Source organism: Dolichospermum sp. DET69, assembly GCA_017355425.1.
Taxonomy (GTDB): Bacteria; Cyanobacteriota; Cyanobacteriia; order Cyanobacteriales; family Nostocaceae; genus Dolichospermum.
In genome coordinates, this window is record CP070233.1 from 2,776,519 (window position 1) to 2,792,615 (window position 16,097).

Annotated in this window: 14 protein-coding genes and 1 pseudogene; 10 read left to right on the forward strand and 5 right to left on the reverse strand. The window is 39.2% G+C overall.

Annotated features, from left to right (window positions below; genetic code table 11):
* Positions 1-24: 24 nt before the first annotated feature.
* Positions 25-198: a hypothetical protein gene (locus tag EZY12_12710; protein QSX70330.1), complete on the reverse strand. Its 174-nt coding sequence runs from the start codon at positions 196-198 to the stop codon at positions 25-27.
* Positions 199-213: 15 nt separating this feature from the next.
* Between EZY12_12710 and atpD the strand changes: the two genes are divergently transcribed.
* The 6 genes from atpD (at position 214) to EZY12_12740 (ending at position 9,318) form a co-directional block, all read left to right on the forward strand.
* Complete coding sequence (gene atpD, locus EZY12_12715) at positions 214-1,662, forward strand: F0F1 ATP synthase subunit beta (protein QSX70331.1); 1,449 nt, start codon at positions 214-216, stop codon at positions 1,660-1,662.
* Positions 1,663-1,770: 108 nt separating this feature from the next.
* Positions 1,771-2,184, forward strand: coding sequence for a F0F1 ATP synthase subunit epsilon (locus EZY12_12720; GenBank protein ID QSX70332.1), 414 nt, complete (start codon positions 1,771-1,773; stop codon positions 2,182-2,184).
* Between the two features lie 161 nt (positions 2,185-2,345).
* The gene (locus EZY12_12725) at positions 2,346-4,442 is read left to right on the forward strand and encodes a hydantoinase/oxoprolinase family protein (protein ID QSX70333.1); all 2,097 of its coding nucleotides are present in this window, start codon (positions 2,346-2,348) and stop codon (positions 4,440-4,442) included.
* Positions 4,443-4,525: 83 nt separating this feature from the next.
* On the forward strand, positions 4,526-5,206 hold the full coding sequence (locus tag EZY12_12730; GenBank protein ID QSX70334.1) for a Uma2 family endonuclease: 681 nt from the start codon (positions 4,526-4,528) through the stop codon (positions 5,204-5,206).
* 75 nt (positions 5,207-5,281) lie between these two features.
* Entirely contained in the window at positions 5,282-6,823 is a 1,542-nt protein-coding gene (locus tag EZY12_12735) for a hydantoinase B/oxoprolinase family protein (protein QSX70335.1), read from the forward strand.
* Between the two features lie 401 nt (positions 6,824-7,224).
* Positions 7,225-9,318 carry a flotillin family protein gene (locus EZY12_12740; GenBank protein ID QSX70336.1) on the forward strand — a complete coding sequence of 698 codons (2,094 nt, stop codon included), beginning with the start codon at positions 7,225-7,227 and terminating at the stop codon, positions 9,316-9,318.
* Between the two features lie 184 nt (positions 9,319-9,502).
* On the opposite strand, the gene EZY12_12745 is transcribed toward EZY12_12740, so the two are convergent.
* On the reverse strand, positions 9,503-9,955 hold the full coding sequence (locus tag EZY12_12745; protein QSX70337.1) for a DUF29 domain-containing protein: 453 nt from the start codon (positions 9,953-9,955) through the stop codon (positions 9,503-9,505).
* A gap of 351 nt (positions 9,956-10,306) precedes the next feature.
* Here EZY12_12745 and EZY12_12750 point away from each other — a divergent pair, with 351 nt between their 5' ends.
* The 3 genes from EZY12_12750 to fabG all read left to right on the forward strand — a co-directional run bounded on the left by EZY12_12750 (position 10,307) and on the right by fabG (position 11,793).
* A complete protein-coding gene (locus EZY12_12750) occupies positions 10,307-10,570 on the forward strand; it encodes a type II toxin-antitoxin system Phd/YefM family antitoxin (protein QSX70338.1) in 264 nt (87 codons plus the stop codon).
* Complete coding sequence (locus EZY12_12755; protein ID QSX70651.1) at positions 10,545-10,889, forward strand: type II toxin-antitoxin system RelE/ParE family toxin; 345 nt, start codon at positions 10,545-10,547, stop codon at positions 10,887-10,889. Before EZY12_12750 ends, EZY12_12755 begins: the two co-directional genes overlap by 26 nt.
* 163 nt (positions 10,890-11,052) lie before the next feature.
* A complete protein-coding gene (gene fabG, locus EZY12_12760; protein ID QSX70339.1) occupies positions 11,053-11,793 on the forward strand; it encodes a 3-oxoacyl-[acyl-carrier-protein] reductase in 741 nt (246 codons plus the stop codon).
* 40 nt (positions 11,794-11,833) lie between these two features.
* On the opposite strand, the gene EZY12_12765 is transcribed toward fabG, so the two are convergent.
* On the reverse strand, positions 11,834-12,982 hold the full coding sequence (locus EZY12_12765; protein ID QSX70340.1) for an undecaprenyl/decaprenyl-phosphate alpha-N-acetylglucosaminyl 1-phosphate transferase: 1,149 nt from the start codon (positions 12,980-12,982) through the stop codon (positions 11,834-11,836).
* 163 nt (positions 12,983-13,145) lie between these two features.
* On the opposite strand from EZY12_12765, the gene groL reads away from it, so the two are divergent.
* The gene (groL, locus tag EZY12_12770; protein ID QSX70341.1) at positions 13,146-14,837 is read left to right on the forward strand and encodes a chaperonin GroEL; all 1,692 of its coding nucleotides are present in this window, start codon (positions 13,146-13,148) and stop codon (positions 14,835-14,837) included.
* Positions 14,838-15,036: 199 nt separating this feature from the next.
* Here the strand turns inward: groL and EZY12_12775 are convergent.
* Together EZY12_12775 and EZY12_12780 are read right to left on the reverse strand one after the other, a co-directional pair.
* Positions 15,037-15,261, reverse strand: a pseudogene (locus EZY12_12775) (flagellar assembly protein H).
* A gap of 420 nt (positions 15,262-15,681) precedes the next feature.
* Positions 15,682-15,894: a hypothetical protein gene (locus tag EZY12_12780; protein QSX70342.1), complete on the reverse strand. Its 213-nt coding sequence runs from the start codon at positions 15,892-15,894 to the stop codon at positions 15,682-15,684.
* Between the last annotated feature and the right edge of the window lie 203 nt (positions 15,895-16,097).

The following is a 16,097-nucleotide window of genomic DNA, read 5'->3' on the forward strand; positions in this document are numbered from 1 at the left end:
CAGTATTGATTAATTTAACATTCTTTAGCTGATGGTTATCGCATCTTCGCAGCCCCGATAACCAACTTGCTCTAGAAATTGGGGATCTAGTTTTAATAATGAATTTAAGGCAAAGGTGGAGTCGTTAAGTGCTAACCTAAAAGATGATATCGCTTGACTTTTTGGTCTTTGACGACCGACTCTGAAAAATAGCTTCATTCATTTAGGCGCAGCATGGTCACCACCGCAGAAAAAACAAACATTGGTTACATTACCCGAGTAATTGGTCCGGTTGTAGACGTTAAGTTCCCTGGCGGTAAATTACCCCAAATCTACAACGCTTTAACCATCACTGGTACGAACGAAGCTGGACAAAGCATCAGCTTAACAGTTGAAGTACAGCAACTCTTAGGCGACAACCAAGTCCGGGCTGTGGCTATGAGTACCACAGACGGTTTAGTTCGTGGTTTAGAAGTAGTTGATACTGGCTCTCCCATCACTGTACCCGTTGGTAAAGCCACCTTGGGACGGATTTTCAACGTTTTAGGCGAACCAGTAGATCAGCAAGGTCCTGTAGACGCGGAAGCATATCTACCTATTCACCGTGACCCTCCTAAATTCACAGATTTGGAAACCAAACCTTCTGTGTTTGAGACTGGGATTAAAGTTGTTGACTTGCTAACTCCCTACAAACGCGGTGGTAAAATCGGTCTGTTCGGCGGTGCAGGTGTTGGTAAAACTGTGATCATGATGGAATTGATCAACAACATTGCTACCCAACATGGTGGTGTGTCCGTATTTGCGGGTGTGGGTGAACGCACCCGGGAAGGAAATGACCTCTACAACGAAATGATGGAATCTGGAGTTATCAATAAAGATAATCTCAATGAATCCAAAATTGCTCTAGTTTATGGTCAAATGAACGAGCCACCTGGAGCAAGAATGCGGGTTGGTTTGTCTGGTTTGACAATGGCTGAGTATTTCCGTGATGTCAACAAGCAAGACGTATTGCTGTTTGTTGATAACATCTTCCGGTTTGTTCAAGCTGGTTCTGAAGTATCCGCACTCTTGGGTCGGATGCCTTCTGCGGTAGGATATCAGCCTACTTTGGCTACAGATGTAGGTGCTTTACAAGAACGGATTACCTCCACCACCGAAGGTTCTATTACTTCTATTCAAGCTGTATATGTACCTGCCGATGACTTGACTGATCCCGCACCTGCAACCACCTTTGCTCACTTAGACGGGACAACTGTATTGTCTCGTGGTTTAGCATCAAAAGGTATCTATCCAGCGGTTGATCCTTTGAATTCCAGTTCTACAATGTTGCAACCCAACATTGTTGGTAGTGATCACTACGATACTGCCCGGGCGGTACAATCAACTCTACAACGGTACAAAGAACTACAAGACATCATTGCCATTCTTGGTTTAGATGAATTGTCTGAAGAAGACCGTTTGATTGTGGCACGGGCGCGGAAAGTTGAGCGTTTCTTGTCTCAGCCTTTCTTCGTAGCTGAAGTATTTACTGGTTCTCCTGGTAAGTATGTGAAGTTGGAAGACACCATTAAAGGATTTCAACAAATTCTTTCTGGTGAATTGGATGCTTTACCTGAGCAAGCTTTCTACTTGGTTGGTGATATCACCGAAGCGAAAGAAAAAGCAGCAAAGCTGAAAGGTTAATGGGTAATGGGTAATGGGTAATGGGTGATGGGTAATAAATTTCTCCCAATTACCTTTTTCCCAATTACCAATTACCAATCACCTATTAATAAGTAGAAACTAAAAAATATGACTCTGACCGTTCGTGTAATTTCCCCAGACAAAACCGTTTGGGATGCTGAAGCTGACGAAGTAGTTTTACCTAGCACTACTGGTCAATTAGGTATCTTGAGTGGACACGCACCACTATTGACAGCTTTGGATATAGGTGTAATGCGTGTTCGTGCTAATAAAAATGCCAACTGGCAAGCGATCGCTCTTTTAGGCGGTTTTGCTGAAATTGATGCAGATGAAGTCACAGTTTTAGTCAATGGTGCTGAACGTGGCGACAAAATTAAGATTGACGAAGCCCGAACTGCTTTGACGGAAGCACAAACTCGTCTAAATCAAGTTAAACCAGAAGATCGTCAAGCACAAATCCAGGCAACGAAAGCATTTAAACGCGCTCGCGCTCGTTTTCAAGCTGCCGGTGGTTCAGTATAAATTGACAATTCAGATTTTTTTGCAATTGCATGGTGGTATTGTCCATCATGCAAATTTTTTGGCTGCTAATAATATCAGGAGGGACCAGATGCCCATCCTACAAGATTGAATCATCTTTTTTGTGCAGTCCTATTATAGGATAAATACCAATAAATAGAATAATGTTGAAAATTTTTGCAGATAGAGGTGGCACATTTACAGATATTGTTGCTGTCACCAATAATCAGACAATTATAGACAGATTATCAAACAATACAGAACGGTTTTTAATTGTTACTCTTCCTAACCAAGAATGGGTAATAGTCTATAAATTATTATCAGAAAATCCTGAACAATACGAAGATGCAGTTATTCAAGGGATTCGGGATATTATCGGCATTTCTAGTTATGAACCCATTCCCTATCAAACAATAGAAGTAGTGAAAATGGGAACAACAGTAGCTACAAATGCGCTGTTAGAAAGACATGGAGATAGGGTAGTTTTGCTCATTACTAAAGGCTTTCAAGATGCCTTGAGAATTGGCTACCAAAATCGCCCAAATATCTTTGCCAGGCAGATAATTTTACCTACTATGCTTTATGAACAAGTAGTTGAGATAAATGAAAGATATGATGCTCATGGAAATGAATTAATTTCCGTCAATATTGAACAAGTTAGCAATGATTTACAAACAATTTACAACACAGGAATTAGAAGTTGTGCCATTGTTTTCATGCACAGCGATCGCTATCCCCAACATGAACAACAAGTAGCCCAAATTGCCCAAGAAATCGGCTTTACACAAATCTCCATATCCCATCAAGTCAGTCCCTTAATGAAACTCGTTAGTAGAGGAGATACCACCGTCGTTGATGCCTATTTAACTCCTATTCTCCGTCGCTATGTTAACCAAGTAGCTAGTCACTTACCCAACGTTAGATTAATGTTTATGAAATCAGATGGAGGGTTAATCGACGCAGACCAATTTCAAGGTAAAGATAGCATTTTAAGTGGACCGGCTGGTGGTATTGTCGGTGCAGTTGAAACTAGCAAAAGAGCAGGATTTGATTTAATTATCACCTTTGATATGGGAGGAACAAGTACAGATGTGGCTCACTTTAAAGGAGAATATGAAAGAGAACTAGATTCAGAAATTGCAGGTGCAAGAATGCGAGTTCCCGTATTATCAATTAACACCATTGCAGCCGGAGGTGGTTCAATTTTATATTTTGATGGTTCGAGTTATCGTGTTGGACCCGAATCTGCGGGATCAAATCCAGGCCCTGCTGCTTATCGGCGTGGTGGACCATTAACAGTGACAGATGCTAATATCATGTTAGGAAAAATTCACCCCCAATATTTTCCCGCAGTTTTTGGGAGTGAAGGTAAATTACCTTTAGATCAAGAAATTGTCATTCAGAAATTTAGAGAATTAGGAAAACAGATTAAATCTGTCACTAAAAATCATCAAACTTCTGAACAAATAGCATCAGGTTTTATTGCCATTGCTGTGGAAAATATGGCAAATGCTATTAAAAAAATCAGCCTTCAACGAGGTTATGATGTTAGTGAATATGTACTTTGTTGTTTTGGTGGTGCAGGAGGACAAGTTGCTTGTTTAATTGCTGACACTTTAGGAATGAAAAAGATATTTCTTCACCCTTTTGCGGGAGTTCTTTCTGCCTATGGAATGGGTTTAGCTGATGTCAGAGTTAACAGAGTTACAGGAGTAGAACAACCTTTAAATCAAACATTAATTCCTCAATTACAGAAATTAATGGTATCTTTAGAAACCCAAGCTCGGAGTGAGTTAAACCAGCAACAAAAAACAGCACTTGAAGAAGTAATTAAAAAAGTTAATTTAAAATATGAGGGAACGAACTCTATTTTAACCGTTGCTTTTACCTTAGATATCACAGGAATGCAACAACAATTTGAAATTGAACATAAATCACGTTATGGTTTTATGCAAACAGAAAAAGTCTTAATTGTTGAATCTATTTCTGTAGAAGTAATTCAAAAAATGGATACTCCTGAAGAACCTATAATAATTCGTCAACGCCCTATAGAGGAAAAACCCCAACCTGTTAAAATCGTGAAAATGTTTACTGCTGAAAAATGGCATGATACACCAGTTTATCTGCGAGAAAAATTACAACCAGGAGATAATATAAATGGTGCTGCAATCATTGTTGAAAAAATCAGTACAATAGTAATTGAACCGAATTGGCAAGCAAAATTAACTGAACGTAATCATCTAATTTTATCTAGAAAGTAAACTTATAGCAATTTTATGGAAATCTGCGTTTATCTGCGTTCAATTAATGCTAAGATCAATAAACAACTACTTGGTATCATATCATGATGATTACTCAAGAATTAGTATCTGAACAAAATATCTTCCCAGATGTAATTTTTCCTCCCAGCGATTTATATAGTGATGAACCTCCCGTGGAAACAGAACTACATTTAGAGCAAATTATGCTCTTAATCAAATGTCTTAAATGGTTATGGAAAGATAGAACAGATTTCTATGCTGCGGGAAATCTGAGTATTTATTATAGTCCTCACCAAAGAAAAACAGAAAATTTTCGGGGTCCTGATTTTTTTGTAGTTTTAGGAACTGAACTTAAAACCCGTAAAAGTTGGGTAGTGTGGGAAGAGAATGGTAAATATCCTCATGTAATTGTCGAAATTCTCTCACCAACAACAGCAAAGACAGATAGAGAATCTAAAAAACAACTTTATCAAGATACTTTCCGCACACCAGAATACTTTTGGTTTGACCCCTATACATTAGAATTTGCAGGTTTTCATTTAGTAGATGCTAAATATCAACCTATCAAAGCCAACGAGCAAGGACATTTATGGAGTGAACAATTAGGCCTATTTTTGGGAATTTTTAATGGTTTATTACGTTATTTCACCCCAGAATCAAGTTTAGTACCCACACCTGAAGAAACCGCAAAACGTGAAACTCAACGAGCAGAACGTTTAGCTGCAAAATTGCGGGAATTAAATATTGATCCAGATACCATCTAAAAAACAATTTGTAGGTTGGGTAGACGCTCATGTTACCCAACATATCCTTAATCTTAAAATTAATTTAGTCAAAAAATGTCCACCACATCTCAACCAGATCCCGTTCGTTTAGAAATATTTAAAAATCTTTATCAATTTATCGCGGAACAAATGGGAATTGTTCTCCAAAACACAGCAACATCAGTCAATATCAAAGAACGACTAGATTTTTCCTGTGCTATTTTTGATGCTGCTGGTTTATTAGTTGCCAATGCTCCTCATATTCCCGTACATTTAGGCTCAATGAGTGATAGTGTTCGCAGTCTAATTAATGATCAAGGTGACAATATTAAACCGGGAAATATTTATTTATCAAATAACCCCTATAACGGGGGAACACATTTACCTGATGTCACAGCAATTACCCCAATTTTTAATGCAGAAAATCAAGAAATTATTTTCTATGTTGCATCTCGTGGACACCAAGCAGATATAGGTGGCATTACTCCCGGTTCTATGCCTCCTCATAGTACCACAGTAGAAGAAGAAGGAGTTATATTTGATAATTTTCTCTTAGTAGAACAGGGAGAATTTCAAGAAACAGCCGTGAGAAATTATTTATTAAATCATCCCTATCCTAGCCGTAATCCTGACCAAAATATTGCCGATTTTAAAGCCCAAATTGCTGCTAATGCCAGGGGATTGCAAGAACTTGGCAAAATGGTTAATCAATATGGACTAGAAACAGTCCAACTTTATATGCAGTTTGTTCAAGAGAATGCAGAGGAATCAGTCAGACGGGCAATTGATATTTTGCAAAATGGCTCATTTATTTATGAAATGGATAATGGGGCAAAAATTCAAGTTAAGGTAATAATTAATCGAGAAAATCGCAGTGCTAAGATTGATTTCACTGGTACATCTGCACAACTAAATAGTAATTTCAATGCTCCCAAGGCTGTAACCCAAGCAGCAGTTTTATATGTATTTAGGACATTAGTTGATAATAATATTCCCCTCAATGCTGGTTGTCTCAAACCTTTAGAAATTATTATTCCTCAAGGTTGTATGTTGAACCCAACTTATCCAGCAGCAGTAGTAGCCGGAAATGTTGAAACTTCCCAAACTATCGTTGATGCTTTATATGGTGCTTTGGGTATCATGGCCGCTTCCCAGGGAACAATGAATAATTTCACTTTTGGTAATCAAAAATATCAATATTATGAAACTATTTGCGGTGGTTCAGGTGCAGGAATTGATTTTGATGGGACTGATGCAGTTCATACCCACATGACTAACTCACGTTTAACTGATCCAGAAGTTTTAGAAACTCGTTATCCTGTCCAGGTAGAAAGTTTTAGTTTGCGTCCCCATAGTGGAGGAAAAGGCAAATATTCGGGAGGTAATGGGGTAATCCGTCGGATTAAGTTTTTAGAACCAATGACGGCTAATATTCTTTCGGGCCATCGTCGTGTTCCTCCCTTTGGATTACATGGTGCAGAAGCAGGAAAAGTAGGATGTAACTGGGTACAGCGTCAAAATGGCACTGAGGAGATTTTAAGCAGTACCGCAACTGTAGAGATGCAACCAGGAGATATTTTCGTGATTGAAACTCCCGGAGGTGGGGGTTTTGGTTGATGCACATTTTGCACCATGATCTTATGAACCTTGATTCCGTAGGGTGGGCAATGCCCACCACACTGTTATGGAGAGGGGTAATATATGAGTTGATTCGTGACAACTTAGGTTTTCTGATTAATTGTTACAGTAGGGTTAAGAGTTAAGAGGTTGTTTGATAGCGAAGCGTGGCGTTAGCCATAAAGTATTAGATGAAACCGATAATCTCCAAAAACCTAACCCCCCTGCCCCCCTTCCCTACTAGGGAAGGGGGGTTTCAAAGTCTCTCCCCGCTTCGCGGAGAGGTTTACAAGAGGGGTTTGTTTATACATTAAAAACTTTTTCATTCATCCTCTAAGAAAAATCATTCCCTGCTCATGTAGTGATAACTTGGATAATTATTTGCTGAAAAAGGTACATATATGAAAAGCTTTCCATTTTCCCTTGGTAAAAGTAAGCAAAATAAATTTGTCACCTTGGCTACATCTGCAATTGCAGCCTTAGCCTTAGTAGGTGGTGTTAATGCTGCCAATGCCACTTCCATAAAAGTGCTGACAGAAAAAGAATTAACTTCCGGATCAATTCCCTATAATCAAAAGCAACCCGTAGTTACTCAATCAGTAACTCGCCAAATTCCCTATCAAGCCATGGGGATTGAACCGTTGATCATTATTCCTGTGATCATTATTGGTGGTTGTTTCTTCTTTGGGGGACTGGTAGTTATCGGTGAACGGGAAGTGGGGATTGTGGTGAAAAAATTCACCCTTTCCGGTAAAGGACTACCTCCTGGGAGATTAATCGCCCTCAATGGTGAAGCGGGTTTACAAGCCGATACCCTCGCCCCTGGTTGGCACTGGGGTTATTGGCCTTGGCAATATGCAGTTAAAAAAGAGTCGGTAATTGTTGTCCCCCAAGGTCAAATCGCTCTGATTGTCGCCGCCGATGGGGCTTCTAACCCACCAGAACGGATTTTGGGCAAAATTGTCGAATGTGATAATTTTCAAGATGCTCGCAAATTTTTGACCAAAGGTGGGGAAAAAGGCCGACAAATTGCTTTTATCACCGCAGGTACTTACCGGATCAATACCGCATTATTTAAAGTTATCACATCTGCAAATTCTAGTAGTGATGGTATGCGACCAGAACAATTGCATATTTATGAAATAGCACGAGAAAAAGTGGGTATTGTCACTACTTTAGATGGTTTACCAATTGCCACAGGTGAGATTGCTGGAAGGATTATTCCTGGTCATAATAATTTCCAGAATGGTCAAAAATTTATTGATGCTGGGGGACAACGGGGTTTGCAAGAACAGGTATTATTATCAGGTTCTTGGAATCTTAACCCTTGGTTGGTAAATATTGAACAAGTGGCAATGACGGAAATTCCTATCGGTTACGTCGGTGTGGTAATTTCTTTCGTAGGTGAAGAGCAAGAAGATGTCAGCGGCGCATCTTTCACTCATGGTAATTTGGTAAATCAAGGACATAAAGGTGTTTGGGTAGAACCTCTGTATCCAGGTAAACATCCACTCAACACTAAGGTGATGAAAGTTGAATTAGTCCCAACAACTAACATCGTCTTGAATTTTACCGATAGAATTAGCGGTCAACATGGATACGATAGCAATTTAACGGCGCTAAAACTCCTGTCCTTTGATGGTTTCAGCTTTGATTTAGAGATATTCCAAATTATTCACATTGGTGCTTCAGATGCACCGAAAGTGATTTCTCGCTTGGGTTCAATGCAAAACGTCATTGATCAAGTTTTGCGTCCAATTGTGGGTAATTATTTCCGCAACTCTGCTCAAGAATACACTATTTTAGATTTCTTGATTGCGCGCAGTGAACGTCAAGTAGAAGCATCTGAATATGTTAAAACTGCCTTGCGTGCTTATGATGTACAGGCTGTAGATTCTTTAATTGGTTTGATTACACCACCAAAAGAGTTGATGCACACATTGACAGATCGTAAAATTGCGGAAGAACAAAAGAAAACTTACGAAGTTCAGCAAATGGCAGAAACCCAACGGCAAATGCTAGTGAGAGAAACTGCTTTAGCCGATATTCAAGAAGAGATGGTAGAAGCAGAACAAAATGTGCAAATAGCAGAGTTGAAATCTCAAGCTGCAATTAAAGAAGCTAATGGTGAAGCCGAAGCAACTAAACTCAAAGACTTAGCTAAGGCAGAAGGTATTCTTGCCACCGGTAACGCCAAAGCAGAAACCTACCGGACAGGGGTACAAGCCTTGAGTTTACAGGGTTACACGGCTATGCAGTTAATGCAAATTGTAGGCGATCGCAATGTCCGCATTATTCCTGATATTATAGTTGGTGGTAATAATGGTAGTAATAACGGTTTAGCAGATGGTTTGTTGTCTATGATTCTTTTGAATCAAACTAATAGTAAAACCCATCTAGAATCGAAAATCCCTACACCCCCACCTCTTCCTAATTCTGTAGTTGCTAAAGCTGAACCAACTCATCAGAATGGTCAGAATATAGGTTTAAGTTGAAATATTACAGCACTTCCCGGTATTATCAAGCATAGATATTAAGGATAAAACTCTTGTGGTGCGGGCATCTTGCCCGCTAATAGTGTACCTCACAAAAGATGAAATCCTCTGTAACTAGATTATACCAATTCACAAAAATCTTGATATACTAATAACTATCTACCATCCAGGTGCGCCTATCCTTTTACACATCAATGGGTAAATAATTGTTATCTAATAATTGTGCCAGAGTGTAAGGACATTTTTCTGGGAAAATAGTTAAATCAGTTTTAATTTTCACAAAATCAACCGCACTTTCATAAATATTTTCTAAATCATCCTCTAACTTATTCCTTAAATTCGTCGTTAAATGATTATTCAAATCATATCTAAAAGTTTTAATTTCTCCAAGCCAATGACGATAGTTTCTTTCATATTCTACCTGCCAATATTGAAGTAATAATAAATGAATAATAATCTGTCTTAAAAGACTTTTGGCTTTAGCTAGATCTCTTTTACCCAAACTGATTAATTCCTCAATTAAGTTTTCTATATCGAGTTGATTAAACTGTTTTTGTTTTAATAATTCAATAGTTTCTTCTAACCATAAACTATCATCGGTTTCATAAAGTTGTTTTAAGTTGGTAGTAATTCTCATATTTTTACCTTTTCAAATTCTCAATTATCTGCAATCTCTATCAAAGAATCCTCTAGAATAAAGGAAAACAAGCATCGCTGAAACTGTTGTGTAGTTAAGATTCCAGTTTTAGCAGACAATTTTCCCGTTTTGTTCAAGTTATGTCCTCACCAAATTATTCTAAAATAATTAGCGCGGTATCTCCAAGATTGAGGCAAAATAGATGAGTTTATTAAAAGATCAGGTTGCAATTGTCACAGGTGCATCACGAGGAATTGGTAGAGCGATTTTTCTATAAAATTAGACTGGCTTTAGGTTGGTTTCTCAAATAAGTGATATAATAATATTTAATTATTATTTATCAACCAGAATATGTTAAAATACCTAACGATTACGGAAGCGCAAGAGCAACTTTTAGATTTACCAGATGATATAAAAGAAGAGCCAATAATTATTACTAAACATGGTAAACCAGTAATAGCAGCAATTAGTTTTGAGCAATATGAATCTTTACTAGAAACTCTGGCAATTTTATCTGATAAAGAATTTACCCAGCAACTACAAGAAAGTATAGCTCAAGGAGAGAGGGGAGAAACTATTAATTGGCATGATGCAAAACTCAAACTCGGACTCTGAACTACCACAACCCGATAATATTGAATTTCAAATCCAGTTAACACCTCTAGCAATAGAGATGTTAGCAAATATTAAAGATAAACGTCACCAGCAAGCGATAAATTCACGTATTGATAAGTTAAAAATAGACCCAGAAAAACAAGGAAAGCCTTTAACTGGAAAGCTGATCAATTATCGCAGTGTTAGGGCTGTTAGTCAACGCTATCGGATACTTTATAAAGTAGAACTTGATCAAGTGGTGGTTTTAGTAGTTGGTGTTGGCTTACGAAAAGAAGATGATAAAGGGGATGTTTATAATCTCCTTCAGAAATTATTATAGAAATTTTATTGAATCAACTATTTTTAACTGGTTTTAATAATTCAATAGTTTCTTATAACCATAAATTGTCATTTTTCTCTCTAGTGAAAGCAAATTCGTTCATTCCTTACCAAATTATTCTAAGATAATTAGCGCGGTATCTCCAGAAATTGAGGAAAATGAGATGAGTTTATTAAAAGATCAGGTTGCAGTAGTCACAGGTGCATCACGGGGAATTGGCAGAGCGATCGCTTTACAACTAGCAACTCAAGGTGCAAAATTAGTTGTTAACTACGCTAGTTCTAGCACAGCAGCAGAAGAAGTAGTAGCCCAAATCACAGCAGCAGGGGGAGAGGCCATTGCTGTTCAAGCGGATGTTTCCAAACCAGCAGAAGTAGATACACTATTTAGTACCACCTTAGAAAAATTCCAGCGCGTGGATATCTTAGTCAACAATGCAGGTATTACCCGTGACACCCTCCTACTAAGAATGAAATTAGAAGAATGGCAAGCAGTCATAGATTTAAACTTGACTGGTGTATTTTTATGTACAAAAGCCGTTAGTAAAATTATGCTTAAACAACGTTCTGGACGGATTATTAATATTGCTTCCGTTGCTGGACAAATGGGCAATCCTGGACAAGCCAACTACAGCGCCGCCAAAGCTGGTGTAATTGGCTTCACCAAAACCGTCGCTAAAGAACTTTCTTCCCGGGGAATCACTGTAAATGCCGTTGCTCCTGGTTTTATTACCACGGACATGACCAGCGATATCAAAGCCGAAGGAATCCTGCAATATATCCCACTGGGGCGTTTTGGTAAACCAGAAGAAATTGCCGGCATGGTGCGGTTTTTAGCATCTGATCCCGCAGCAGCTTACATTACAGGACAAGTCTTTAACGTTGATGGGGGGATGGTAATGTAATTTGTCAGTTGTCAGTGGGAAGAATTTATGCTTCTATTCCCTATTCCCTGTTCCCTGTTCCCTGTTCCCTGTTCCCTATTCCCTGTTCCCTGTTCCCTATTCCCTGTTCCCTGTTATTTAACATTCTTTGCCAAACGGTAAGCCCTAATAGCAAGATAATACCAACGGCAGTAGTCAGCATTACTGCTAAACTCATACCCTGTACTCTCATAGCCAGCAAATTACAACCCAAAGTAATTGACCATAAGATAAAAGCCGCATTGCGTTGAGATAGTCCCCAAGCCAACAAGCGGTGATGGATGTGGTCTTTACCTGGTGTACTCAGAGGGTTTTTCCCTGCCATGAGACGGCGCACAAACACTTGAGTAGTGTCAATAACTGGCAACAGCAGAAATAAAACTGTAGGGATTAGGGCATAGATTGTATTGAGTTGGAGTTTGCCTAAAATGCTGGTTGCTGCTAAGACATAGCCAAAAAAGTATGCTCCAGCATCACCCATAATGATCTTTGAAGGATGAAAATTATGGCGTAAAAAGCCCAGTGCCGCCCCTCCCAAAGCCGCTAAAACTAAAGTTGCAGCGGCACGATTATCAAACTGGGCAGAAACTCCTAACAAACTGATGGCAGTAATAAAGCTGATGCCACCAGCCAAACCATCCATCCCATCCATGAGGTTAACAGCATTAGTGATCCCCACCACCCACAGCACAGTTAAAGCCATAGATAAGAGAGAATCAATGGGTGTACCAAAGGCAACTTTGATGCTAATACCATTACCAACCAGCAAAAGTGCTGTTGTTACCTGCGCCCATAACCGCACAGATGGAGGTAAGCCAAATTGGTCATCAATAAAGCCCACCAGCACTAAAATTGAACCACCGAGAAGAATCGTTAACACCTGAGCCAAAACCCCTTGCAGTTCAATAGGCCGCAAGAGACTAGCTAAAACCAAAGCCGCAATTACCCCTGCGTAGATTGCCAAACCTCCAGCATTAGGTAAAGGTTCTTGATTCAACCGGCGGGCATTGGGTTGATCTGCCCAACCTACTTCTAAGGCAAATTTGCGAATTGTGGGAATTAAACGCCAGGTAACAATCAAGGCTAATAGAAACGTGAATACTACAGCTAACCAGCCGGAGCCGCTAGGGTCAGCAATGCCAAGGGATTTAAGGGAGTTTGCTAAGTTCATCTGCTCCCAATATAATCATTAGTTTTATGGTCAAACATAAGTATCAACTGTTAATATTAATCAATTTTGAGATTTTGATTGTTAATCTAAATTGGGGAAAGGGATTAGCACTCTTGGTCAGTGAGTGCTAAATTGTCTAATGGAAGCAATAGAAAAATAAAACATGACTAAGATTATTGCATTTAATGAAGAAGCACGACGGGCATTAGAAAGGGGTATTAACGCCCTAGCAGATGCAGTGAAAATCACTTTAGGACCAAGAGGTCGTAACGTTCTATTAGAGAAAAAATTTGGTGTTCCCCAAATTGTTAACGATGGTATCACTGTTGCTAAAGAAATTGAACTAGAAGATCCACTGGAAAATACTGGTGCTAGACTTATTCAAGAAGTAGCATCAAAAACCAAGGATGTAGCTGGCGATGGAACTACCACTGCCACAGTTCTAGCACAAGCCTTGATTAAGGAAGGTTTAAAGAATGTTGCTGCTGGGACAAATCCCATTAGCTTAAAACGGGGTATTGATAAAACCGTTGAGGCACTGGTAGCAGAAATTGCCAAGATTGCTAAACCAGTAGAAGGAAGTGCGATCTCTCAAGTTGCCACAGTTTCCGCTGGTAATGATGCTGAAGTGGGACAAATGATCGCACTGGCAATGGAGAAAGTGACTAAAGACGGCGTAATCACCGTTGAAGAATCTAAATCCTTCACCACTGAACTAGAAGTAGTTGAAGGGATGCAGGTTGACAGAGGTTATATTTCTCCTTACTTCATCACCAACAATGAACGGATGATAGTAGAGTTTGAAAATGCTCGCATCTTGATTGTTGATAAGAAAATCAGCAGCATTCAAGATTTAGTCCCTATCTTGGAAAAAGTTGCCCGGTTAGGTCAACCTTTGCTAATTATTGCTGAAGATGTAGATGGTGATGCTTTAGCAACTTTGGTTATCAATAAAGCTCGTGGTGTATTAGCGATCGCTGCTATTAAATCTCCTGGTTTTGGTGAACGCCGCAAAGCTATGTTAGAAGATATTGCCATTCTCACTGATGGACAAATGATTTCTGAAGACATTGGCTTGAGCTTAGATACCGCTACTTTGGAAATGTTGGGAACTGCTGAGAAAATCTACATTGACAAAGAAAACACCATCATTGTAGCTGGTAATTCTGCTAAACCAGAAACCCAAATCCGGATTGAGCAAATTCGTAAACAGTTGGCGGAAACTGACTCCGATTATGATACCGAAAAACTGAAAGAACGCATTGCTAAGTTAGCTGGTGGTATTGCCGTGATTAAAGTCGGTGCAGCTACAGAAACCGAACTCAAAGACAAAACATTGCGGATTGAAGATGCACTTAACGCTACCAAAGCAGCGGTAGAAGAAGGAATTGTTCCTGGTGGTGGTACAACCTTAATTTATCTATCTAGCAAGATAGATGCTATTAAAAACGGCCTCACTCCTGAAGAAAGAATTGGCGCTGATATTCTTAAAAAAGCTTTAGAAGCTCCCCTGTGGCAAATCGCAGACAACGCTGGAGCAGAAGGTTCTGTAATTGTTGCCAGAGTTCGGGAAACTGATTTGAATATCGGCTACAACGCAGCTACAGGCGAATTTGAAGACTTAATTGCTGCTGGTATTATTGATCCTGCGAAAGTGGTTCGTTCCGCTTTACAAAACGCTGCTTCTATTGCCGGTATGGTACTAACTACCGAAGCCATTATTGCTGAAAAGCCTCAGAAACAATCCGCTGGCGCTCCTGATGGTGGTATGGGCGGCATGGGCGGCATGGGTGGTATGGGTGGTATGGGTGGTATGGGCGGCATGGGCGGCATGGGCGGCATGGGTATGTTCTAGTTTGCCATTCAACCACATCCATAATTAATGAATTACCCACCCCTGGAAACAGTAGGGGTGGGTTTTTTATTAATCTAATAGAGTCTTACAGCAAATTGTCATCAAACCTGGAACAAGAACCCCACCCCCAACCCCCTCCCCGCAAGCGATGAGGGGGCTAAGATGTACATTATATGATTGAAAATCGCTGTAGTTAAAATTAAGATTCTTGAATTTCCTTTTGTAATAAACCAGGAACAGTTAGAAATTTATCTGTCGGTTGTTCCCACAAGCGAATAATATCAAACTCATGGTAAGTCCTCTCTAATTTAAAACTGTTTTCATTGGCTAATTCTGATCCTGTTTTTCGCAAATAGACGACTATTTGCCGCATTTGTTTGTGAGGAAAGCGGCGATACACCCTCACCCGATAATCTAACATCCTAAGAGGATGTTTGAAAAGTGGTATTCCGTAATTTTCATCACATTGCTACCCCCCTTAGTCCCCCCTTGTAAAGGGGGGAAACAATAAAAATCCAGTTCCCTCCCCTTTACAAGGGGAGGGTTAGGGTGGGGTAAAAAATATTTGATACATCAACCATAACTTTTCAAACACCCTCTAAAGGGCATATCTTCATCTGTGCCGGTTTGAAATTCAGTATGTAGAACTAATTGATCAGATTGTAATAAAATTAATGAATCGGCTCTAATTGGATCATTTGATAATTCGGTGGGGCTAAGTTCTGTTAATTTGATTGGTGAACCTAGTAACCATTTGGCTAAGTCTTATTTGAAGTTTTCAGCAAGGAATTTGCAGATGTTGTCATACATGAGAATTTGAAAAAATGGGATCAGTTATTGTTGATTAATAATGATTAATTATCGCTATATGTTGCCATTCACTTTCCCAACCTAATTCTAATTCATCAACCAAAGTGCAAGCAGCCGCTAGTGCTTTATCTTGTTGTTTTTCTTGCCATTGTTTCAAGAGGCTTTCAATCAACGCACTACGGTTTTCAACTTTTTGATCAATGTAATTTACTAGTTCATCTGGCAATGAAATTGAGATTTTAGCCATATATTACCCAAGGTCATACTATAAGTAGTATAGCTTGATTTTGATATTTTTAATCTAGTTTAGAATATGGAATTTGATTTTGATTTAGTTCGGGTGGTAATCCTCCCGTAAGATTAATTTTTCTATATGTATCCGTCATGGTTATATTTCTATATCTTCTCTTATTTACATGATAGTTGGTGATGGTAGTATGATGTATACTA